The organism is Pseudomonas sp. HMSC067G02, from assembly GCF_001813485.1.
GTDB classification, from domain to species: Bacteria; Pseudomonadota; Gammaproteobacteria; order Pseudomonadales; family Pseudomonadaceae; genus Pseudomonas; species Pseudomonas aeruginosa.
This window is the reverse complement of record NZ_KV812688.1, coordinates 164,317-184,328: the sequence shown is the minus strand read 5'-3', so window position 1 is coordinate 184,328 and position 20,012 is coordinate 164,317. Positions and strand designations below refer to the sequence as shown.

At 67.3% G+C, this 20,012-nt stretch carries 22 protein-coding genes; 17 read left to right on the top strand and 5 right to left on the bottom strand.

What is annotated here, in order from left to right; genetic code table 11:
• Positions 1-33: 33 nt before the first annotated feature.
• Entirely contained in the window at positions 34-489 is a 456-nt protein-coding gene (locus HMPREF2914_RS18350; protein WP_003093220.1) for a MaoC family dehydratase, read from the bottom strand.
• 193 nt (positions 490-682) lie between these two features.
• On the opposite strand from HMPREF2914_RS18350, the gene HMPREF2914_RS18345 reads away from it, so the two are divergent.
• From HMPREF2914_RS18345 to HMPREF2914_RS18335, 3 genes are read left to right on the top strand one after another with little or no spacing between them, the layout of a single operon-like run.
• Positions 683-1,045, top strand: coding sequence for a CidA/LrgA family protein (locus tag HMPREF2914_RS18345; RefSeq protein WP_003093216.1), 363 nt, complete (start codon positions 683-685; stop codon positions 1,043-1,045).
• A complete protein-coding gene (locus tag HMPREF2914_RS18340; RefSeq protein WP_003093214.1) occupies positions 1,045-1,755 on the top strand; it encodes an LrgB family protein in 711 nt (236 codons plus the stop codon). Before HMPREF2914_RS18345 ends, HMPREF2914_RS18340 begins: the two co-directional genes overlap by 1 nt.
• 19 nt (positions 1,756-1,774) lie before the next feature.
• Complete coding sequence (locus HMPREF2914_RS18335) at positions 1,775-2,368, top strand: LON peptidase substrate-binding domain-containing protein (RefSeq protein WP_003093212.1); 594 nt, start codon at positions 1,775-1,777, stop codon at positions 2,366-2,368.
• Between the two features lie 10 nt (positions 2,369-2,378).
• Here HMPREF2914_RS18335 and HMPREF2914_RS18330 read toward each other — a convergent pair whose 3' ends face one another.
• Both HMPREF2914_RS18330 and HMPREF2914_RS18325 read right to left on the bottom strand, forming a co-directional pair.
• Positions 2,379-3,692, bottom strand: a complete 1,314-nt coding sequence (locus tag HMPREF2914_RS18330; RefSeq protein WP_009313361.1) for a bifunctional DedA family/phosphatase PAP2 family protein — start codon at positions 3,690-3,692, stop codon at positions 2,379-2,381.
• A complete protein-coding gene (locus HMPREF2914_RS18325; RefSeq protein WP_003110373.1) occupies positions 3,689-4,408 on the bottom strand; it encodes a DNA-3-methyladenine glycosylase in 720 nt (239 codons plus the stop codon). The genes HMPREF2914_RS18330 and HMPREF2914_RS18325 overlap by 4 nt, the downstream gene beginning before the upstream one ends.
• Positions 4,409-4,471: 63 nt before the next feature.
• On the opposite strand from HMPREF2914_RS18325, the gene HMPREF2914_RS18320 reads away from it, so the two are divergent.
• Positions 4,472-5,329, top strand: a complete 858-nt coding sequence (locus HMPREF2914_RS18320; RefSeq protein WP_003093206.1) for a class I SAM-dependent methyltransferase — start codon at positions 4,472-4,474, stop codon at positions 5,327-5,329.
• A gap of 7 nt (positions 5,330-5,336) precedes the next feature.
• Here HMPREF2914_RS18320 and HMPREF2914_RS18315 read toward each other — a convergent pair whose 3' ends face one another.
• Positions 5,337-6,560 carry an alpha/beta fold hydrolase gene (locus tag HMPREF2914_RS18315; protein ID WP_023980214.1) on the bottom strand — a complete coding sequence of 408 codons (1,224 nt, stop codon included), beginning with the start codon at positions 6,558-6,560 and terminating at the stop codon, positions 5,337-5,339.
• Between the two features lie 297 nt (positions 6,561-6,857).
• Here HMPREF2914_RS18315 and HMPREF2914_RS18310 point away from each other — a divergent pair, with 297 nt between their 5' ends.
• The 12 genes from HMPREF2914_RS18310 to lipA all read left to right on the top strand — a co-directional run bounded on the left by HMPREF2914_RS18310 (position 6,858) and on the right by lipA (position 17,973).
• Positions 6,858-8,123 carry a glutamate-5-semialdehyde dehydrogenase gene (locus HMPREF2914_RS18310; protein WP_023092448.1) on the top strand — a complete coding sequence of 422 codons (1,266 nt, stop codon included), beginning with the start codon at positions 6,858-6,860 and terminating at the stop codon, positions 8,121-8,123.
• Entirely contained in the window at positions 8,123-8,767 is a 645-nt protein-coding gene (gene nadD, locus HMPREF2914_RS18305) for a nicotinate-nucleotide adenylyltransferase (protein ID WP_003110376.1), read from the top strand. Before HMPREF2914_RS18310 ends, nadD begins: the two co-directional genes overlap by 1 nt.
• Positions 8,768-8,789: 22 nt before the next feature.
• A complete protein-coding gene (rsfS, locus tag HMPREF2914_RS18300; protein WP_003100305.1) occupies positions 8,790-9,146 on the top strand; it encodes a ribosome silencing factor in 357 nt (118 codons plus the stop codon).
• Between the two features lie 7 nt (positions 9,147-9,153).
• On the top strand, positions 9,154-9,621 hold the full coding sequence (rlmH, locus tag HMPREF2914_RS18295) for a 23S rRNA (pseudouridine(1915)-N(3))-methyltransferase RlmH (RefSeq protein ID WP_003093193.1): 468 nt from the start codon (positions 9,154-9,156) through the stop codon (positions 9,619-9,621).
• A 12-nt stretch (positions 9,622-9,633) separates the two neighbouring features.
• Positions 9,634-11,574 carry a penicillin-binding protein 2 gene (mrdA, locus tag HMPREF2914_RS18290; RefSeq protein WP_003093191.1) on the top strand — a complete coding sequence of 647 codons (1,941 nt, stop codon included), beginning with the start codon at positions 9,634-9,636 and terminating at the stop codon, positions 11,572-11,574.
• A gap of 31 nt (positions 11,575-11,605) precedes the next feature.
• The gene (gene rodA, locus HMPREF2914_RS18285; protein ID WP_003114090.1) at positions 11,606-12,709 is read left to right on the top strand and encodes a rod shape-determining protein RodA; all 1,104 of its coding nucleotides are present in this window, start codon (positions 11,606-11,608) and stop codon (positions 12,707-12,709) included.
• A gap of 8 nt (positions 12,710-12,717) precedes the next feature.
• Positions 12,718-13,740, top strand: coding sequence for a lytic murein transglycosylase B (gene mltB / locus HMPREF2914_RS18280; protein ID WP_003132500.1), 1,023 nt, complete (start codon positions 12,718-12,720; stop codon positions 13,738-13,740).
• A complete protein-coding gene (rlpA, locus tag HMPREF2914_RS18275) occupies positions 13,737-14,762 on the top strand; it encodes a septal ring lytic transglycosylase RlpA (protein WP_003093184.1) in 1,026 nt (341 codons plus the stop codon). Before mltB ends, rlpA begins: the two co-directional genes overlap by 4 nt.
• A gap of 65 nt (positions 14,763-14,827) precedes the next feature.
• Positions 14,828-15,988, top strand: coding sequence for a D-alanyl-D-alanine carboxypeptidase family protein (locus HMPREF2914_RS18270; RefSeq protein WP_003093182.1), 1,161 nt, complete (start codon positions 14,828-14,830; stop codon positions 15,986-15,988).
• 70 nt (positions 15,989-16,058) lie between these two features.
• The gene (locus tag HMPREF2914_RS18265; protein ID WP_003093179.1) at positions 16,059-16,340 is read left to right on the top strand and encodes a DUF493 domain-containing protein; all 282 of its coding nucleotides are present in this window, start codon (positions 16,059-16,061) and stop codon (positions 16,338-16,340) included.
• Positions 16,340-16,993 carry a lipoyl(octanoyl) transferase LipB gene (gene lipB / locus HMPREF2914_RS18260; RefSeq protein WP_003093177.1) on the top strand — a complete coding sequence of 218 codons (654 nt, stop codon included), beginning with the start codon at positions 16,340-16,342 and terminating at the stop codon, positions 16,991-16,993. The genes HMPREF2914_RS18265 and lipB overlap by 1 nt, the downstream gene beginning before the upstream one ends.
• Positions 16,990-17,973 (top strand): lipoyl synthase, encoded by a 984-nt coding sequence (gene lipA, locus HMPREF2914_RS18255; RefSeq protein WP_003119196.1) that lies wholly within the window; start codon positions 16,990-16,992, stop codon positions 17,971-17,973. The genes lipB and lipA overlap by 4 nt, the downstream gene beginning before the upstream one ends.
• A 144-nt stretch (positions 17,974-18,117) precedes the next feature.
• On the opposite strand, the gene HMPREF2914_RS18250 is transcribed toward lipA, so the two are convergent.
• The gene (locus HMPREF2914_RS18250; RefSeq protein ID WP_003119197.1) at positions 18,118-19,011 is read right to left on the bottom strand and encodes a LysR family transcriptional regulator; all 894 of its coding nucleotides are present in this window, start codon (positions 19,009-19,011) and stop codon (positions 18,118-18,120) included.
• Between the two features lie 107 nt (positions 19,012-19,118).
• Here HMPREF2914_RS18250 and HMPREF2914_RS18245 point away from each other — a divergent pair, with 107 nt between their 5' ends.
• Positions 19,119-20,009, top strand: a complete 891-nt coding sequence (locus tag HMPREF2914_RS18245; RefSeq protein WP_023092449.1) for an alpha/beta fold hydrolase — start codon at positions 19,119-19,121, stop codon at positions 20,007-20,009.
• The last annotated feature ends 3 nt before the right edge of the window (positions 20,010-20,012 follow it).

The window sequence follows — 20,012 nt, the reverse complement described above, 5'->3', positions numbered from 1 at the left end:
GTCAAGCGAACGGCAACGCTCGCTGGGGCGGGCTCAGACGAAGCAGAGGCTGAGGGTCTCGGCGATGTAGGCGGGTTTCTCCTGGCCTTCGATCTCCAGGGTGGCGCGCGCCTTGATCAGCCACTGGCCGGGATTCTTCTCGTTGACGTCGAGCAGGGTCAGGCCCAGGCGGACCCGCGAGCCGACCCGCACCGGCTGGATGAAGCGCACCGTATCGAGGCCGTAGTTGACCGCCATCTTCAGTCCTTCGGGAAGCACCAGCAGGCCTTCCATCAGCTTCGGGATCAGCGACAGGGACAGGAAACCGTGGGCGATGGTGCCGCCGAAGGGCGTCTTCGCCGCTTTCTCCGGATCGACGTGGATGAACTGGTGGTCGCCAGTGCATTCGGCGAACTGGTCGACCCGCTCCTGGTCGATGGTGAGCCATTCGGAATGGCCGAGATCCTTGCCGACATAGTCCTTGAGCGCTGCTACGGGTACGAATGGCATAAGTCCTCCGGGAGGATGGCTGTTGTTCTCATGGTGCAGGAAGATCAGCACGCGTTGGCGACCGGGTCAAGAAACCATCGGCCTGGCGAATATCGCGTCATGCGGTGCCGCGACTGCGACTGATGGATAGGCGAGGAGCGTGCCAATGTCCCGGCGGGCTGGGCATAATGGTCGGCCCTTGCTGGAGGTGCCCATGTTGCTTCGTGGTCTGACCTGGCTGGTGCTGTTCCAGTTGCTCGGCACAGGTCTGAACGTTCTGTTGTTGCCCATGCTGCCCGGTCCGATCATCGGCCTGGTGCTGCTGTTCGGTTATTTCCTGGCGCGTGGCGAGGTCGGCAAGCCGGTCAACGAGGCGGCCGGCTCGTTGCTGCGCTACCTGCCGCTGCTGCTGGTGCCGGCGGCGGTCGGGGTGATGGCCTATGCGCGGGAGATCGCCGCCGACTTCTGGGCCATCGTCGGCGCGCTAGTACTGTCGCTGCTGCTGTCGTTCCTGTTCGCCGGCTGGATGATGCAGAAGCTCATCGATCGCCAGCAACGTCGCCGGGAGGAGTCCTGATGGCCTGGCAGGCCGCCCTCGAGGCGGTGATCCACCATCCGCTGTTCGGCGTCGGCGTGACCCTGGGCGCCTACCAGTTGGCCCTGGCCGCCTATGAACGGACCCGCTGGGTGTTCCTGCAGCCGGTGCTGGTGTCGATGCTGGTGGTGATCGGCGTACTGCTGCTTTGCGGCATCGACTACGACGAATACAGTGCCAGCGCTAAGGTCCTGACCATTCTCCTCGGCCCCGCCACGGTGGCCCTGGCGGTGCCGCTGTTCCTCAACCTGCGGCGTATCCGCCAATTGTTCTGGCCGACCCTGCTGACCCTGGTGGTCGCCGGTACGCTGGCGACGGTGCTGGGCATCGCATTCGGCTGGCTGTTCGGTGCCGAGCCGCGGATGCTGATGAGCATGGCGCCGAAGTCGGTGACCTCGCCGATCGCCATGCTGGTGGCCAGCCAGATCGGCGGCGTGGCGGCGCTGGCCGCCGTGTTCGTACTGATCACCGGGGTGCTCGGGGCGATCCTCGGGCCGGAGCTGCTGCGCGCCATCGGCGTCCGGCACCCCGCCGCGCAGGGCATGGCGCTGGGCATGACGGCCCACGCGGTGGGCACTTCGCGGGCCTTGCAGGAAGGCGAGGAGTGTGGTGCCTTCGCCGCCCTGGCGATGAGCCTGATGGGCGTTGCCACCGCAGTGCTGCTACCGTTGGCGGTAGCGCTGGTTGCCTGACGATGCCCGAGGAGTCGCGATGAAGTTGCCGTTGTTTCCCCTCAACGCCGTGCTGTTCCCCGGTTGCCGCCTGGACCTGCAGATCTTCGAGGCGCGCTACCTGGACATGATCAGCCGCTGCATGAAGCAGGGCACCGGTTTCGGCGTGGTGACCATCGGCGAAGGGCGGGAGGTCGGCGAAGCGCCGAGCCGTCTGGCGATGGTCGGCTGCGAGGCCTCGGTCCGCGACTGGCAGCAGCGCCCGAACGGCCTGCTGGGCATCCGCGTGGAGGGCGGTCGGCGTTTCCAGGTGCTGTCGGTGGAGGTCCAGGCCGACCAGCTCAGCGTCGGCGAGATCGAGTGGTTCGAAGACCTGCCGGAGCAACCCCTGACGTACGAACACAACGATCTCGCCGCGTTGCTCAGCGTGCTGGCCGAGCATCCGATGGTGGCCGCGCTGGAGATGGGCGGCGAGCCCGGCGGCCAGCAGGACCTGGCCAACCAGTTGGCCTACCTGCTGCCGTTCGATACCGAACGCAAGCTCGAACTGCTCGCCCTGCCCGACGCGCAGATGCAACTGGCGCGGATCCAGGTGCTGCTGGAGCACCTGCAGGGCGAGTTGGGTATCGACTGAACGCCAACCCTCACAGCGGCCGGTAGCGCGCAATGGCTTCCGGCAGGGCCCAGCCGGCGGCGATCGCCAGGGTCGCCACGCAGACCGGCAACAGCAGCCACCAGACCCGTTGCGGCAGCGCCGGCAGCGACTCGCGGCGCTGGCTCAGCCACAGGCTGGCGGCGCAGACCGTAGTGGCGAGCAGGGCGCCGGCGACGATGTCCGACGGCCAGTGCACGCCAAGGTAGACCCGCGACAGGGCGATGCTCAGCGACGGGATCACCGCCAGCAGTACCCAGGTCAGGCGCCAGCGCGGCGGTTGCTGGCGGCTGGCGAGGACGCCCAGGGTGAGGAAGAAGGCGAAGGACGCCGAGCTGTGTCCGCTGGGGAAGCTGAAGCTGCTCAGCGGTTCGGCCAGCACTTCCGGGCGGGCGCGGGCGAACAGGGTCTTCAGGGTCTGGTTGGCCAGCGCGGTACCCACCAGGGTGCCGATGGCGAAGATGGCCGGACGCCATTGCCGGGTCAGCAGGAGGATACCGCCGAGCAGCGCGCCGGCGATGAACTGGGTGCGGAAATCGCCGAGCCGGGTGACCACCACCATCACCGGGTTCAGGTCGGCGTTGCGATGCTCCTGGACCAGCGTCATCAGGCCCTGGTCGAGGTCCTGGAGGTACGGCCAGGCGACGGTCATCGCCAGCAGGAGGACCAGGCTCAGCGCGGCCGCCACAGCGGTTGCCCAGCGTTTGCGTCGCAGGCTGGCCTGGACTACCACACCGACCAGCACCGCCAGGCAGGCCGCGACGATCCCGGCTTCGCTCCAGAAGCCTTCCGGCAACGGCAGGCGCAGGGCTGCGCCGGTGGCCCAGCCGGGCAACAGGTAGGCGACCGCCCAGCCGGCGGCGGCGATCAGCGAAACGCCGAGAAAACGGCCGAACGGCATGTCGAGCATGCCGGCGACCATCGGCAGCATCGGCCGCAGGGCGCCGATGAAGCGGCCGACCAGCAGGCTGGCGATACCGTAGCGCTCGAAGTACACCTCGGCGGCGGTGATCCACTGCGGATGGCTGCGCAGGCCGGGCAGGCGGCGGATGTTCTGGTGGAAGCGGCGGCCGATCCAGTACGAGCTGAGGTCGCCCAGCACCCCGCCGGCGTAGGCCAGCAGCAGGGTTTCGCCGAGGCTGAGGGCGCCGCTGCCAGCGATCACCGCGACGCCGAACAGCAGCACCACGCCGGGCAGGACGATGCCGACGATGGCCGCGCATTCGAGGAAGGCGATGAGGAAGATGGCCAGCCCCAGCCACTCGGGGTTGGCGGCCATCCAGGCGTTGAAGCTGTCGAGACTCATTGCAGGTGCGGGTCCTGGTGTCCGAGTAGATGATAGTCGCGCCCGGCGACCTGGCCGCGGCGCAGTGGGTTGCGGGTACAGAAGGCGGCGAAGGCGGCATCGACGAAACGGTACGGCAGGTGTTCGTCGCGCCCCTTCGGAATGCCCAGCCGAGCGGCCTGGATCACCTGGCTGGGGCGCTCGCCGACATCGTCGACGAACAGTCGCTGCGGATCGAAGCGCTGTGCGTCCCACTCCGGCACCTTCAGCCCCATGGCCTTGCACAGCAGGGTCTGGCCGGCGCACAGGCGGCCGATCTCGCGGGGCCGGCCCTGGCTGTCCGGGTTCAGGCTCTGCATCCGCTCCAGCGCCGCGTGGTCGCTGATACGATCCAGCCAGGGATGACCGGACTTGATCAGCACCGCATTGCCCGGCCCGCCGGCGCTGAAGTTCAGCGAGTCGCCGCCGCGCGCGTAATACATATAGATGTGCCCGCCGTCGAGGAACAGTGCCTTGCGCTTCTCGGTGTAGCCGAGCGAGGCGTGGCTGCCTTTCTCCTCCAGGTAGTAGGCCTCGGTCTCGATGATTCGCGCCGCCAGCCAGAGATTGCCCTGGCGATGGCGGATCACCTTGCCCAGCAGCTCGCGGGCGACCAGCAACGCATCGCGGTCGAAGAAGGTGTCGGGGAGTGGCCGGGCGTCGGGCCAGGGCAAACTAAGGATGGGATCGCGGGACATGGGATTGTCGCTGGGACCATGGCAGTCATAGGCTGGCGAATGATAACAACAAGAGCCTGAATCATGGTTGAACGAGAGCGTGTCGACAGTGCCCACATCACGCCCAGCGCCCATTACACCGGCTACGTCTGGTTCCGCCATCGACTCGCCGAACCGGCCTTCGCCACCGTCTTCGGCCGCTGGGTACACGGCTTCGTCGCGCCGATCAACTGGGGCGCGCAGCTCGGTTTCGGGCTGAACATCGAGGATTTCCTGTTACAAAGACACCTCATGATCGACGCGCGCCTGACCCAGGCCGTCGAACGCGAGGGAGTGGTCCAGGTGGTGGAAATGGCCTGCGGACTCTCGCCGCGCGGGCGACGCTTCCGGCAACGCTATCCACAGTTGCGCTACCTGGAGGCCGACCTGCCGCCGATGGCCGCGCGCAAGGCGGCGCTGCTTCGCGAGCAGGGTTGGCTGGGCCCGGAGCACGCGGTGGCGGCTGTGGATATCCTCGCCGAGGACGGCGAGCGCAGCCTCGCCGCGCTGTTCGCCGGGCTCGACCGCGAGCGCCCGCTGGTGGTGATCACCGAGGGGCTGGTGAACTATTTCCAGCGTCCGGTGATCGAGGCCTTCTGGAGTCGCCTGGCGACCGAACTTAAACGCTTTCCCCAGGGCACCTACCTGACCGACCTCTATCCCGATCTCCGCGAGCACCCGCGCTACCGGCAGATCCGCTGGGGAGTGGGGATCATCGGGCGGCTGACGCGGGGAAGCTATCCGTTGCACTACCGCAATGCCGCGGAAATCGAGGCGGCCTTCGCCCGCTGCGGCTTTGCCTCCACCCTGGTGCTCGACCCGCAGCGCGAAGGCGCCGCCCTGGGCTTGCCGCAGGGACGCCTGCCGAGCCTGGTGCGGGTGATCGAAAGCCGCACGGCATAGCCGCCTTTCAGGCGACCTCCGCTCGCTGCCAGGCGGCGAGGAGGTCGGCCAGTCCGGCGCTGGCCGCCGGATCGGAGTGCGGGAAGATGAAGGCGAAGCCGCCGGCGGTCGAACGCAGGGGCAGGATGTCCAAGTCCGCCAGGCCGTCGTAGCACAACCGCCAGCCGCGTTGCGGGCGGGATTCGGGCAGCTCGGCGTGCAGCCGCCCGCCGAAATAGCCGAGTTCCACCAGTTCCGCCGCATAGACGCCGAGCTGCGGATGTTCCAGCCGAGCGTGCCCCTGGGCTGGCCGATGGCGGACCTCGAAGCGTCGCTCCAGGCCGAGCAGGCGCGTGCGCGGGATCCGCGTGCTGCCCTCGGCGCGCTCCGGCAGCGCCTCGCCGCGCAGGAACGGGCCGTAGAGCCGGGCGCAGGCCTCGCGTCGTTCGAACTGGGCAAGATGGTCGGCGTCGTGGATCAGGGCGAACTCGGCGTTCCCGCAGGCATGGGCGAACACCGCATGTTCCCAGGGCTGGGTGAAATGGTCGTACTCGCCGGCGAGCACCAGGGTCGGGCAGGTCGGGTGCCGCTCGAAGCCGCCGAAGGCCAGCAGGCGCCGGCTATTCTGCCGGTAGCGTTCGATCTCCGCCGCGGTCAGGCGTTGCAACTGGCGCAGCATGGCCTTGCGAAATACCGGGGAGACGCCGGTACGTTCCAGCTGTAGCGGGTTGATCAGGCCGGTCAGTACGCCGTGGGCGAAGGCGCTCTGGTCGCCCTCGTCGAGCCGGGCCAGCGCTTCTTCCAGCAGCAGCCGCGCACCGGGGCGGCCGAATGCGGTGATGCCGGCCAGTAGCAGGCGCGTGCAGCGGCGCGGATGGCGGGCGGCGAACAGCGCGGCCAGGGCCGAGCCGTAGGACAGGCCGATGGGCATCAACGGCGGCAGGCCGAGCCGTTCGGCGAAGGCCGCGATCAGGTCGGCGAGGTCTTCCAGGCTCAGTTCCGCCGCCAGTTGCAGGTTGCCGCCCTGGCTCGGCAGGTCGAGCAGGATCACCGGGTGCTCGGCGAGCAGTTCGCTGACCTCGCCGGCGAACGAGCGGAAGCTCTGGAAGGCGCCGCCCAGCAGGAGCACCGGCGGGCACGGGTCGTCGGCACGGGCGGCGAAGGCCTGGTAGCGCAGTTGCCAGCCGTCGAGAAGGAGGATATCCGGTTCGCTGCTCAGCGACTGCGCGCTGTAGTCGGTACGGTAGCGCATGGCGAGGCCCCGCGGTGTGTGCGTCGTTATTGTTGTTCTGCCGAGCGGGTGCCGGTGGGTGGCAGCGGCCAGGCTCGCTTCGAAGGTAAACAGAGGTAGCAATTTTGTTTACCTATCCTTCGGCCGGCGCCTGCGCCCGGGTGTCACCGTCTCGCGCACAGGCCCAGGCGCAGCGGGGCCGCCGCGTTACCGCCGGGGGCCGCGGAACGCACTGTCTACCGACCGGCTGTTGCGGCTGGGCGCGCCGGGGCTGGCTCGCTATAATCGCGCATTTCCCTGACGCCAGATGCCGAGACCATGACCGAGTCCGTCCTCGACTATATGAGCCGCCTGGGCCGCGATGCCCGCGCCGCCTCGCGGTTGCTCGCGCGCGCCGCCACCGCGCAGAAGAACCGCGCCCTGCTGGCCGCGGCCGATGCGCTGGACGCCGCCCGCGCGGAGTTGTCCCACGCCAACGAGCAGGACCTCGCCGCCGGCCGCGCCAATGGCCTGGAGCCGGCGATGCTGGACCGCTTGGCGCTGACCCCGGCGCGCATCGACGACATGATCGAGGGCCTGCGCCAGGTCGCCACGCTGCCCGACCCGATCGGCGAGATCCGCGACATGCGCTATGTGCCCTCGGGCATCCAGATCGGCAAGATGCGCGTGCCGCTGGGCGTGGTCGGGATCATCTACGAGTCGCGGCCGAACGTGACCATCGACGCCGCCAGCCTGTGCCTGAAGTCCGGCAACGCGACCATCCTGCGCGGCGGCTCCGAGGCGATCCACTCCAACCAGGCGATCGCCCGCTGCATCCAGCAGGGCCTGGCCGAGGCCGGCCTGCCGGCCGCCGCCGTGCAGGTGGTGGAAACCACCGACCGCGCCGCGGTCGGCGCGCTGATCAGCATGCCCGAATACGTCGACGTGATCGTCCCGCGCGGCGGCAAGGGCCTGATCGAGCGCATCAGCCGCGAGGCCAAGGTGCCGGTGATCAAGCACCTGGACGGCATCTGCCACGTCTACATCGATGTCGCCGCCGACCTGGACAAGGCGATTCGCGTCGCCGACAACGCCAAGACCCAGCGCTACGCGCCGTGCAACACCATGGAGACGCTGCTGGTGCATGTCGGTATCGCCGAGCGGGTGCTGCCGCCGCTGGCCACGATCTACCGCGAGAAGGGCGTGGAACTGCGCGGCGACGCCGCGACCCGTGCGCTGCTCGGCGCAGACGTGCTGGAGGCTACCGAGGAGGACTGGCGTACCGAGTACAACGCGCCGATCCTGTCGATCCGCATCGTCGACGGGCTGGACGCGGCGATCGAGCACATCAACACCTACGGCTCGCAGCACACCGACGCGATCATTACCGAGAACTTCAGCGATGCGCGGCGTTTCCTCGCCGAAGTGGATTCCGCTTCGGTGATGGTCAACGCCTCGACCCGCTTCGCCGACGGCTTCGAGTACGGCCTCGGCGCCGAGATCGGGATTTCCACCGATAAGCTGCACGCCCGCGGCCCGGTCGGCCTGGAAGGCCTGACCAGCGAGAAGTACGTCGTCTTCGGCGACGGTCACGTGCGCACCTGATGGGCAAACGTATCGGCCTGTTCGGCGGCACTTTCGACCCCGTGCATATCGGACATATGCGCAGCGCCGTGGAAATGGCCGAGCAGTTCGCCCTCGACGAACTGCGCCTGCTGCCCAATGCGCGGCCGCCGCACCGGGAAACCCCGCAGGTGTCGGCCGCGCAGCGGTTGGCGATGGTCGAGCGGGCGGTGGCGGGAGTCGAGCGATTGACGGTCGATCCCCGCGAACTGAAGCGCGACAAACCGTCCTACACCATCGACACCCTGGAGTCGGTGCGGGCGGAGCTGGCGGCCGACGACCAGTTGTTCATGCTGATCGGCTGGGATGCCTTCTGCGGCTTGCCGACGTGGCACCGCTGGGAGGCGTTGCTGGATCACTGCCACATCGTCGTGTTGCAGCGTCCGGATGCCGACAGCGAGCCGCCGGAGTCGCTGCGCGACCTGCTGGCGGCGCGGAGCGTGGCCGACCCGCAGGCCCTGAAAGGGCCGGGCGGGCAGATCACCTTCGTCTGGCAGACGCCGCTGGCGGTGTCCGCCACCCAGATCCGTGCGCTGCTGGGTGCCGGGCGCTCCGTGCGTTTCCTGGTGCCGGACGCGGTATTGAACTACATCGAGGCGCACCACCTGTATCGTGCGCCACACTGATAAAGAAACAGAGACCGACTCAATGCAAACCGAACAACTCGTCCAAGTGGCCATCGATGCCCTGGAAGATCTCAAGGCCCAGGACATCGTGACCCTCGATGTGCGGGACAAGACCAGCGTCACCGACTACATGGTGATCGCCTGCGGCAGTTCCAGCCGCCAGGTCAAGTCGCTGGCCGACAACGTCCTGACCAAGGCCAAGGAAAACGGCGTCAAGCCCCTGGGCAGCGAAGGCCTGGAGTCCGGCGAATGGGCGCTGCTCGACCTGGGCGACGTGGTGGTCCACGTGATGCTCCCGGCGACCCGCCAGTTCTACGACCTGGAGCGCCTGTGGCAGGGCGCCGAGCAGAGCCGCGCCCAGCACCAGCCGGAAGAGTGACGCCGGCATGCGGTTGCGCCTGATCGCGGTTGGCTCGCGCATGCCTCGCTGGGTCGAGGAAGGCTGGCAGGAATACGTCAAGCGCCTGCCGGCCGAGCTGTCCCTCGAACTGGTGGAGATCCCGCTCAACACCCGCGGCAAGAACGCCGACGTGGCGCGCCTGATCCGTCAGGAAGGCGAGGCCATGCTGGCGCGCGTGCAGCCGGGGGAACGGGTGGTGACCCTGGAGGTCGAAGGTCGGCCCTGGAGCACCGAGCAACTGGCTCGCGAACTGGATCGCTGGCGTCTCGACGCACGCACCGTGAATCTCATGGTCGGCGGCCCGGAAGGGCTGGCGCCGGAGGTCTGCGCGCGCAGCGAGCAGCGCTGGTCGCTGTCGCCGTTGACGCTGCCGCACCCGTTGGTGCGGATCCTGGTCGGCGAGCAGATCTACCGGGCCTGGACCGTATTGTCCGGGCACCCCTACCACAAATAGTCCCCAGTCCCGATGCCGCAGCCGATCCACCTGAAAGACCACGAGAAAGACGCCCGCCTGGTGCGTCGGCGCGTCATCGTCGGGGCGGTGGCGGTGGTCTTGCTGACCCTGGTGCTGGTGGCGCGCATGTACCACCTGCAGGTGACCCAGTACGAGTACCATTCGACGCTGTCGGAGAACAACCGGGTCCATGTGCAGCCGATCCCGCCGACCCGCGGGATCATCTTCGACCGCAACGGCGTGATCATCGCCGACAACCGGCCGAGCTTCAGCCTGACCATCACCCGCGAACGCACCGAGGACCTGCAGAAGACCCTCGACACGCTGGTGGAGATCCTCGGCCTGACCGAGGACGACCGGGCCATCTTCGAGAAGCGCATGAAGCAGGGGCGGCGTCCGTTCGAGCCGGTTCCCATCATGTTCGAACTCAACGAGGAACAGATCGCCCGCATCGCGGTGAACCAGTTCCGCCTGCCGGGCGTCGACGTGGCGACCCAGTTCGTCCGCCACTACCCGCTGAAGGAGCACTTCGCCCATTCGGTCGGGTACGTCGGGCGGATCAACGAGCAGGAACTGAAGAACCTCGACCCGATCAACTACAGCGGCACCCACCATATCGGCAAGACCGGCATCGAGCGCTTCTACGAGAGCGAGTTGCACGGCACGGTTGGCTACGAGGAAGTCGAGACCAACGCCCGCGGGCGGGTGCTGCGGGTGCTCAAGCGCACCGACCCGATTCCCGGCAAGGACATCGTCCTGAGCATCGATAGCCGCCTGCAGGAGGCCGCCGAGAACGCCCTGGCCGGGCGGCGGGGCGCCATCGTGGCGATCCAGCCGTCCACCGGCGACGTGCTGGCGATGGTCAGCCAGCCGAGCTACGACCCCAACCTGTTCGTCACCGGCATCAGCTTCAAGGCCTATGCCGAGCTGCGCGACTCCATCGACCGGCCGCTGTACAACCGCGTCCTGCGCGGGCTCTATCCGCCGGGCTCGACGGTGAAGCCGGCGGTGGCACTGGCCGGCCTCGACGCCGGGGTGGTCACGCCGACCTCGCGGGTCTTCGACCCCGGCTACTACCAGTTGCCCAACTACGACCACAAGTACCGTAACTGGAACCGCTACGGCGATGGCTGGGTGAGCCTGGAGTCGGCGATCTACCGGTCCAACGACACCTATTTCTACGACCTCGCGCACAAGCTGGGGATCGACCGCCTGCACGCCTTCATGAGCCGCTTCGGCTTCGGCCAGAAAGTCGCCCTGGACATGTTCGGCGAAGCCGACGGGCTGATGCCCTCGCGCGAATGGAAGCGCAAGACCCGCCGCCAGGTCTGGTACCCGGGGGAGACCCTGATCCTCGGCATCGGCCAGGGCTACATGCAGGCGACGCCGATCCAGTTGGCGCAGATGACCGCGCTGCTGGCCAACAAGGGCCACTGGATCCGCCCGCACCTGGCCAAGACCATCGACGGCCAGCCGCCGGTCGACCCCGACCCGATGCCCGACATCGTGCTGCGCGACCCGGCCAACTGGGACCGCGTCGACTACGGCATGCAGCAGGTGGTGCATGGCGCCCGCGGCACGGCGCGCAAGGTTGGCGCCACCTCGGCCTACCTGATCGCCGGCAAGAGCGGTACCGCCCAGGTGGTGGCGATCAAGCAGAATGAGCGCTACGACCGCTCCAAGCTGCTCGAGCGGCACCGCGACCACGCCCTGTTCGTCGGCTTCGCGCCGGCCAACAACCCGCAGATCGCGGTGGCGGTGATGGTGGAGAACGGCGAGTCCGGCTCCGGCGTCGCCGCCCCGGTGGTCAAGCAGGTGATGGACGCCTGGCTGCTCGACGAGCACGGCAAGCTCAAGGCCGAATACGCGGAACCCGTCGCGCCGCTCGCGGCGGCGGTGGCCAAGCCCGAACCCACGGCAGCCGAGCCGGAGGCGCCCGCCCTTGAACAGTAACTTCGACCGCACCCTGTCCAACGAAGACGTGATGCGCCGGCGCGCCAGCCTGTTGCAGCGCCTGCACATCGACGGGATTCTCCTGCTGCTGTTGCTGATCCTCGGCGCCACCGGCCTGTTCGTCCTCTATTCGGCGAGCGGCAAGAGCTGGGACATGCTGATGAAGCAGGCCACCTCGTTCGGCCTGGGACTGGGCATGATGGTGGTCATCGCCCAGATCGAGCCGCGCTTCATGGCCCGCTGGGTGCCGCTGGGCTACCTGGTGGGGGTCGCGCTGCTGGTGGTGGTCGACGTGATCGGCCACGACGCCAAGGGGGCGACGCGCTGGATCAACATCCCCGGGGTGATCCGCTTCCAGCCCTCGGAGTTCATGAAGCTGCTGATGCCGATGACGGTGGCCTGGTACCTGTCCAAGCGCAACCTGCCGCCGGGGCTCAAGCACATGGTGATCAGCCTGGCGATCATCATCACCCCGTTCGTGCTGATCCTGAAACAGCCCGACCTCGGCACCGCCATGCTGATCCTCGCTTCCGGCGGCTTCGTGCTGTTCGTCGGCGGCCTGCGCTGGCGCTGGATCGTCGGCGCGGTGTCGGCGGCGGTGCCGATCGCCGTGGCGATGTGGTTCTTCATCATGCACGACTACCAGAAACAGCGGGTGCTGACCTTCCTCGACCCGGAAAGCGACCCGCTGGGCACCGGCTGGAACATCATCCAGTCTAAGGCGGCCATCGGTTCCGGCGGGGTATTCGGCAAGGGCTGGCTGCTGGGCACCCAGTCGCACCTGGATTTTTTGCCGGAAAGCCACACCGACTTTATCATTGCGGTCCTTGGCGAGGAGTTCGGCCTGGTCGGCGTCTGCCTGCTGCTGGTGCTCTACCTGCTGCTGATCAGTCGTGGCCTGGTGATCACCGCCCAGGCGCAGACGCTCTACGGCAAACTGCTGGCCGGTGGCATCACCATGACGTTTTTCGTTTATGTCTTCGTGAATATCGGTATGGTGAGCGGGTTGTTGCCGGTGGTGGGGGTACCGCTGCCTTTCATTAGTTATGGCGGAACTTCGCTGGTTACCCTGTTGTCAGGGTTCGGGGTTCTGATGTCGATCCATACCCATCGGAAGTGGATCGCCCAGGTTTGAGACCAAGAGTGAAGAACGCAATGCAAGTACTGCGTACATGGGCGGCCAGGGGCGTCCAATGGGTCGGCGTAGCCGGCGTCATTGGCCTGTCCGGGGCGGCCCAGGCGGGGGACTACGACGGCTCGCCGCAAGTGGCCGAGTTCGTCAGCGAAATGACCCGCGACTACGGCTTCGCCGGAGAGCAGCTGATGGGGCTGTTCCGCGACGTGAACCGCAAGCAGTCGATCCTCGATGCGATCTCGCGCCCGGCCGAGCGGGTCAAGCAGTGGAAGGAATACCGGCCGATCTTCATCAGCGACGCGCGCATCAGTCGTGGCGTCGACTTCTGGAACAAGCATGCCGAAGACCTGGCGCGGGCAGAGAAGGAATACGGCGTGCCGGCCGAGATCATCGTCTCGATCATCGGCGTGGAAACCTTCTTCGGCCGCAACACCGGCAGCTACCGGGTGATGGACGCGCTGTCCACCCTCGGCTTCGACTACCCGCCGCGGGCCGACTTCTTCCGCAAGGAGTTGCGCGAGTTCCTCCTGCTCGCCCGCGAACAGCAGGTCGACCCGCTCAGCCTGACCGGCTCCTACGCCGGCGCCATGGGCCTGCCGCAATTCATGCCGAGCAGCTTCCGCGCCTACGCGGTGGACTTCGACGGCGATGGCCACATCAATATCTGGAGCGACCCGACCGACGCCATCGGTAGCGTCGCCAGCTACTTCAAGCAGCACGGCTGGGTCACCGGCGAGCCGGTGGTCTCGGTGGCCGAGATCAACGACGAGAGCGCCGAGAGCGCGGTGACCAGGGGCGTCGACCCGACCATGAGCCTGGGCGAGCTGCGTGCCCGCGGCTGGCGCACCCACGATGCGCTGCGCGACGACCAGAAGGTCACGGCGATGCGTTTCGTCGGCGACAAGGGCATCGAGTATTGGGTCGGTTTGCCGAACTTCTACGTGATCACCCGCTATAATCGCAGCGCCATGTATGCCATGGCGGTTTATCAGCTGGCGGGCGAGATTGCCCGCGCGCGAGGTGCCCATTGAGCAAGCGTGTCCGCTCCTCCCTGATCCTGCCCGCCGTCTGCGGCCTCGGGCTGGCGGCCGTGCTGTTGAGCAGTTGCTCCAGCAAGGCGCCCCAGCAGCCGGCCAGGCAGGCGGGCATTTCCGGGCCGGGCGACTATTCCCGTCCGCATCGCGACGGCGCCCCCTGGTGGGACGTCGACGTGTCGCGGATCCCCGATGCGGTGCCGATGCCGCACAACGGTTCGGTGAAGGCCAATCCCTACACCGTGCTGGGCAAGACCTACTACCCGATGAACGATGCGCGGGCCTACCGGATGGTCGGCACCGCGTCCTGGTACGGCACCAAGTTCCACGGCCAGGCCACCGCCAACGGCGAGACCTACGACCTCTACGGCATGACCGCCGCGCACAAGACCCTGCCGTTGCCGAGCTACGTGCGGGTGACCAACCTGGACAACGGCAAGAGCGTGATCGTCCGCGTCAACGACCGCGGCCCGTTCTATTCCGACCGGGTCATCGACCTGTCCTTCGCCGCGGCGAAGAAGCTCGGCTATGCCGAGACCGGCACCGCGCGGGTCAAGGTCGAAGGCATCGACCCGGTGCAGTGGTGGGCCCAGCGTGGCCGCCCGGCGCCGATGGTCCTGGCGCAGCCCAAGCAGGCGGTGGCCCAGGCCCCCGCTGCGACGCAAACTCAGGCGGTGGCGATGGCCCAGCCGATCGAGACCTACACCCCGCCGCCGGCGCAGCACGCGGCCGCCGTGCTGCCGGTGCAGATCGACTCAAAAAAAAACGCTTCATTACCAGCCGATGGCCTGTATCTCCAGGTGGGCGCCTTCGCCAACCCGGATGCGGCGGAGCTGCTGAAGGCCAAGCTGAGCGGCGTGACGGCTGCGCCGGTGTTTATCAGCTCGGTCGTACGCAACCAGCAGATTCTGCACCGGGTGCGGCTGGGACCGATCGGTTCGGCGGACGAGGTTAGCCGCACCCAGGACAGCATCCGCGTGGCCAACCTTGGCCAGCCGACGCTGGTACGCCCCGACTGAGCGCCTACTCACGCAGGGAATTCCCGCAAGGGATTGTTTGACCATTGGTAGAACCAGAGAGACGGATGAACATCACCACTATCGCGAAACGCTTGTCACTGCTTGTCCTGTTCATCGCCCCTACGGCTGGCTGGGCTGCTGAATCCATGGTTCCGGCGCCGCCGCAACTGGCCGCCAAGTCGTACGTCCTGATGGACGGCGAGAGCGGCCAGGTTCTGGTCGAGAACAACGGCGACCAGCGCCTGCCGCCGGCCAGCCTGACCAAACTGATGACCGCCTACATCGCCACCAAGGAGATCGAGGCCGGCCGCATCGGCGAGAACGACCTGGTCACCGTCAGCGAACATGCCTGGCGCACCGGCGGTTCGCGGATGTTCATCAAGGTCGGCAGCCAGGTCTCGGTGAGCGACCTGCTGCATGGCATCATCATCCAGTCCGGCAACGACGCCAGCGTCGCCCTGGCCGAGCATATCGCCGGCAGCGAAGACGCCTTCGCCGACATGATGAACACCACCGCGCAGAAGCTGGGCCTGACCAACTCCCACTTCATGGACGCCACCGGCCTGCCCAACCCGGACCACTATTCCTCCGCCCGCGACATGGCGGTGCTGGCCCGCGCGATCATCTACGGCGAGCCGAGCCACTACGCGATCTACGCGCAGAAGGAATTCCTCTGGAACAACATCAAGCAGCCGAACCGCAACCTGCTGCTGTGGCGCGACAAGACCGTCGACGGCCTGAAGACCGGCCACACCGACGAAGCCGGCTACTGCCTGGTGGCTTCCGCGGTACGCGACGGCCAGCGCATGATCGCGGTGGTGTTCGGCACCAACAGCGAGCAGGCCCGCGCTGCCGAGACCCAGAAGCTGCTGACCTATGGCTTCCGCTTCTTCGAAAGCCGCAACTTCTACAAGAAGGGCACCGAGCTGACCAAGGGCCTGGTCTGGAAGGGTTCCGAGCATGAAGTGAAAGCCGGCCTCGCCGAAGACCTGACCATGACCCTGCCGCGCGGCCAGATGCAGAAGCTGCAGGCCAGCATGGTCCTGGAGCCGCAGCTGATGGCGCCGATCCAGCAGGGCCAGGTGATCGGCAAGGTGGAAGTGAAGCTGGACGACAAGGTCATCCGCAGCGCCGACCTGGTCGCCCTCAACGCCGTCGAGGAGGGTGGTTTCTTCCGCCGCCTGTGGGATAGCATCCGCCTGTTCTTCTACGGTTTGTTCAACTGACCGACCGGCGCCCGCCCGCTCACGAGGCCAGCGGGCGCCCGTCCCCGCGGACCACGGGTCCGCCGCCGCCATGACCGATACCCCTGACGTTCAACCCCCGAAAATCGAATTCCCCTGCGAGCGCTATCCGATCAAGGTGATCGGCGACGCTGGCGAAGGTTTCTCCGACCTGGTCGTGGAAATCATCCGGCGCCACGCGCCGGATCTCGACGTCGAGACCCTGGTGGTCCGTGACAGCAGCAAGGGGCGCTTCCTCTCGGTGCAGGTGCTGATCACCGCCACCGATGTCGACCAACTGCAAGCCATCCATAACGACCTGCGCGCGACCGGACGCGTGCACATGGTGCTCTGATGGGACTCGAGCTGGGCTTCCGTGAGCTCGGCGAGGTTCCCTACGAACCGACCTGGCATGCCATGCAGCGCTTCGTTGCCGAACGCGACAAATCGGTAATGGACGAAGCCTGGCTGTTGCAGCACCCTGCGGTCTTCACCCAGGGGCAGGCCGGCAAGGCGGAGCATGTGCTGTTCCCCGGCGACATCCCGGTGATCCAGGTGGATCGCGGCGGCCAGGTGACCTACCACGGCCCCGGCCAGTTGGTCACCTACCTGCTGCTCGATGTCCGCCGCCTGGGACTGGGCGTGCGCGAGCTGGTCAGCCGGATCGAGCAGAGCCTGATCGGCCTGCTGGCGTCCTATGACGTGCAGGCCGTGGCCAAGCCGGACGCGCCGGGTGTCTACGTCGACGGGGCGAAGATCGCCTCCCTCGGCCTGCGCATCCGCAACGGCTGTTCCTTCCATGGCCTGGCGCTGAACCTGGACATGGACCTGCGACCGTTCCAACGAATCAATCCCTGCGGCTACGCCGGGATGCCCATGACCCAACTGCGCGACCTGGTTGGGCCGGTGGATTTTGCCGAGGTGTGTACCCGATTGCGCGCTGAGCTCGTCTCACGCCTTGGCTACGCTGAACAGAAGACCCTTACGGGCGGGATCGAACTGACATGAGCACTGTTGTGGAGAAGTCCGGAGAAGCCAAGCCGGGTAAGGTGGAAGTCGGCGTGAAGCTGCGCGGCGCGGAAAAGGTCGCGCGGATTCCGGTGAAGATCATTCCCACCGAGGAACTGCCGAAGAAACCCGACTGGATCCGCGTGCGCATCCCGGTTTCCCCCGAGGTCGACCGCATCAAGCAACTGCTGCGCAAGCACAAGCTGCACAGCGTCTGCGAAGAGGCGTCCTGCCCGAACCTGGGCGAGTGCTTCTCCGGCGGCACCGCGACCTTCATGATCATGGGTGACATCTGCACCCGGCGCTGCCCGTTCTGCGACGTCGGCCATGGCCGGCCGAAGCCGCTGGACGTCGACGAGCCGACCAACCTGGCCATCGCCATCGCCGACCTGCGGCTGAAGTACGTGGTGATCACCTCGGTGGACCGCGACGACCTGCGCGACGGCGGTGCCCAGCACTTCGCCGACTGCCTGCGCGAGATCCGCAAGCTGTCGCCGGGGATCCAGCTGGAAACCCTGGTGCCCGACTATCGCGGTCGCATGGACATCGCCCTGGAGATCACCGCCAACGAGCCGCCGGACGTGTTCAACCATAACCTGGAGACGGTACCGCGCCTGTACCGCTCCTCGCGGCCGGGCTCGGACTTCGAGTGGTCGCTGGACCTGCTGCAGAAGTTCAAGCAGATGGTTCCGCACGTACCGACCAAGTCCGGGCTGATGCTCGGCCTGGGCGAGACCGACGACGAGGTCATCGAGGTCATGCAGCGGATGCGCGAGCACGACATCGACATGCTGACCCTCGGCCAGTACCTGCAGCCGTCGCGCAACCACCTGCCGGTGCAGCGCTTCGTGCATCCGGACACCTTCGCCTGGTTCGCCGAGGAAGGCGAGAAGATGGGCTTCAAGAACGTCGCGTCCGGCCCGCTGGTGCGTTCGTCCTACCATGCCGACCAGCAGGCGCACGGCAACAAGATCGGCTGATCGACGCCGCGCCAATGCCTCCGACGCCGCGTCCCTGCACAGGGACGCGGCGTTTTTCTTTGGGCAGCCACCAAGCCTCTTCGGACGTAGGACGAACAACCGCTTGCGGTTATCCGCCGGCGCGTAGGTGAGTACCGTTTGCGCTCATCCCTGTGCGGTAACGAAGCGACTGCGCTGGCCGAGCTGCCGCACCGCCTCGATCAGTGCATCGGCCGCCAGGCTGGGTTGGCGCGAGAAGGCGTAGAAACGCGCCTCCGGCAGCGTCGGAAAACCCTGTTCCGGGCCCAGTTCGCGTAGCCCCTCGCGCATCTGGCTGCGCGCCACCACCGTCACGGCGAAACCGGCCAGCGCGGCGGACAGGCAGCCGGCCATGCTGGCACTCTCGAACACCAGGCGCCAGGGACGCGCAGCGGCGCCGAGGGCTGTAATCGCCGCTTCGCGGTAGACGCAGGGTTCGGGGAACAGCGCCAGCGGCAGCGGTTCGCCCGCGGGCAGCTCGATCGCGGTCGCCGCGGCCCAGACCAGCGGTTCCTCCCAGAGCAGTTCGCCGTCGTCTCCGACCCGCCGGCACTGCTTGCCGAACACCACGTCGGTGCGCCCCTGGGCCTGCTGGCGGAGCAGGTCGGTGGTGATACCGACCTTGAGTTCGATGGATGCTTCGGGGTGCCAGCGGCGAAAGCGTTGCAGGACGCGTGGCAGCCAGGCGCTGGCGAAGTCCTCCGAAGCGCCGATGCGCAGGCGGTCGCGGATCGGCGTGCCGTGCAGCCTGGCGCGGGCCTCGCGCTCCAGCTCGACGATGTTGCGGGCATAGGCGTAGAGCGTCTCGCCCGCCTGGGTCAGCTCCAGGCGGCGGGTGGTGCGGCTGAGCAGGCTGACGCCGGCTGTCTGTTCCAGGCGCTTGATATGCCCGCTGACTGCGGAGGGGGTGAGCGCGAGATTGTCTGCGGCGAGGGCGAAACCGCCGCTGTCGACCACTTCGAGAAAGGTACGCAACAACACGATATCCAGGGATTGGGAGGTGGGGACGGCAAGCTCCATGAGGTCTTCCATTCATCTCGTTTCATGAATAGTAGACGCTAACTATTCATGAATCATCCTTGGCAAGCGTCCTAGGATGTCCCTTCGCTTTCTCTTGGAGAGGTCCGATGAGCCGCTATGCCTTCGTTTCCACCGATGTCCTGGATATCGCCTACCTGGAGTGGAATCCGCAGGGGGCGCGCAGCGCCGTCTTGTTGCACGGTTGGCCGGACAGCCCGCATGCCTGGGAAGACCTGGCGGAGTCCCTGGCGGACGCCGGCTATCGGGTGCTGGCACCAGCCCTCCGGGGATTCGCCCCGACCCGCTTCCGCGATGCGTCTACTCCGCGCAGCGGGCAACTGGCGGCTCTGGCTTGCGATCTGCTGGCATTCGTCGACGGCCTGGCATTGCAACGTCCCCTGCTGGTCGGCCATGACTGGGGTGCCCGCGCGGTGGCCAGTGCCTGCGGACTGCGCGAGGGCTTCGCCTCGCACCTGGTGATGCTCTCGGTGGGGTACGCCAGTAACGATCCGCAGCAAGTTCTTTCCCTGCCGCAGGCTCGTAGCTTCTGGTACCAGTGGTTCATGGCCACGCCACGCGGCGAGCGTGCGCTGCGCGAGGAGGGCGAGGCGTTCGCCCGGCAGATGTGGGACACCTGGTCGCCGCCGGGATGGTATGCCGAGCGCGATTTCCAGGAGGCCGCCCAGGCCTTCTCCGGGCCGGACTGGGTCGCCGTGGTGCTGCACTATTACCGGCATCGCTGGGGCTTCGTCGCGGGGGAGCCGCGCTACGGGGCGGCGGAACAGCGCTTGCTCCCGGCACCGCGCCTGGCGCTGCCGACCCTGGTGCTGCACGGCGGCGCGGATGCCTGCACCCACCCCGACGGCTCCCGCGGACGCGAGCACTACTTCAGCGGGCGTTACCAGCGGCTGGTGCTGGAGGGCGTCGGCCATTTTCCGCAGCGCGAGGCGGCCAATCAGGTGGCGGACGCTATCCTGCGGTTCTGCGCGGATGACTAGGTT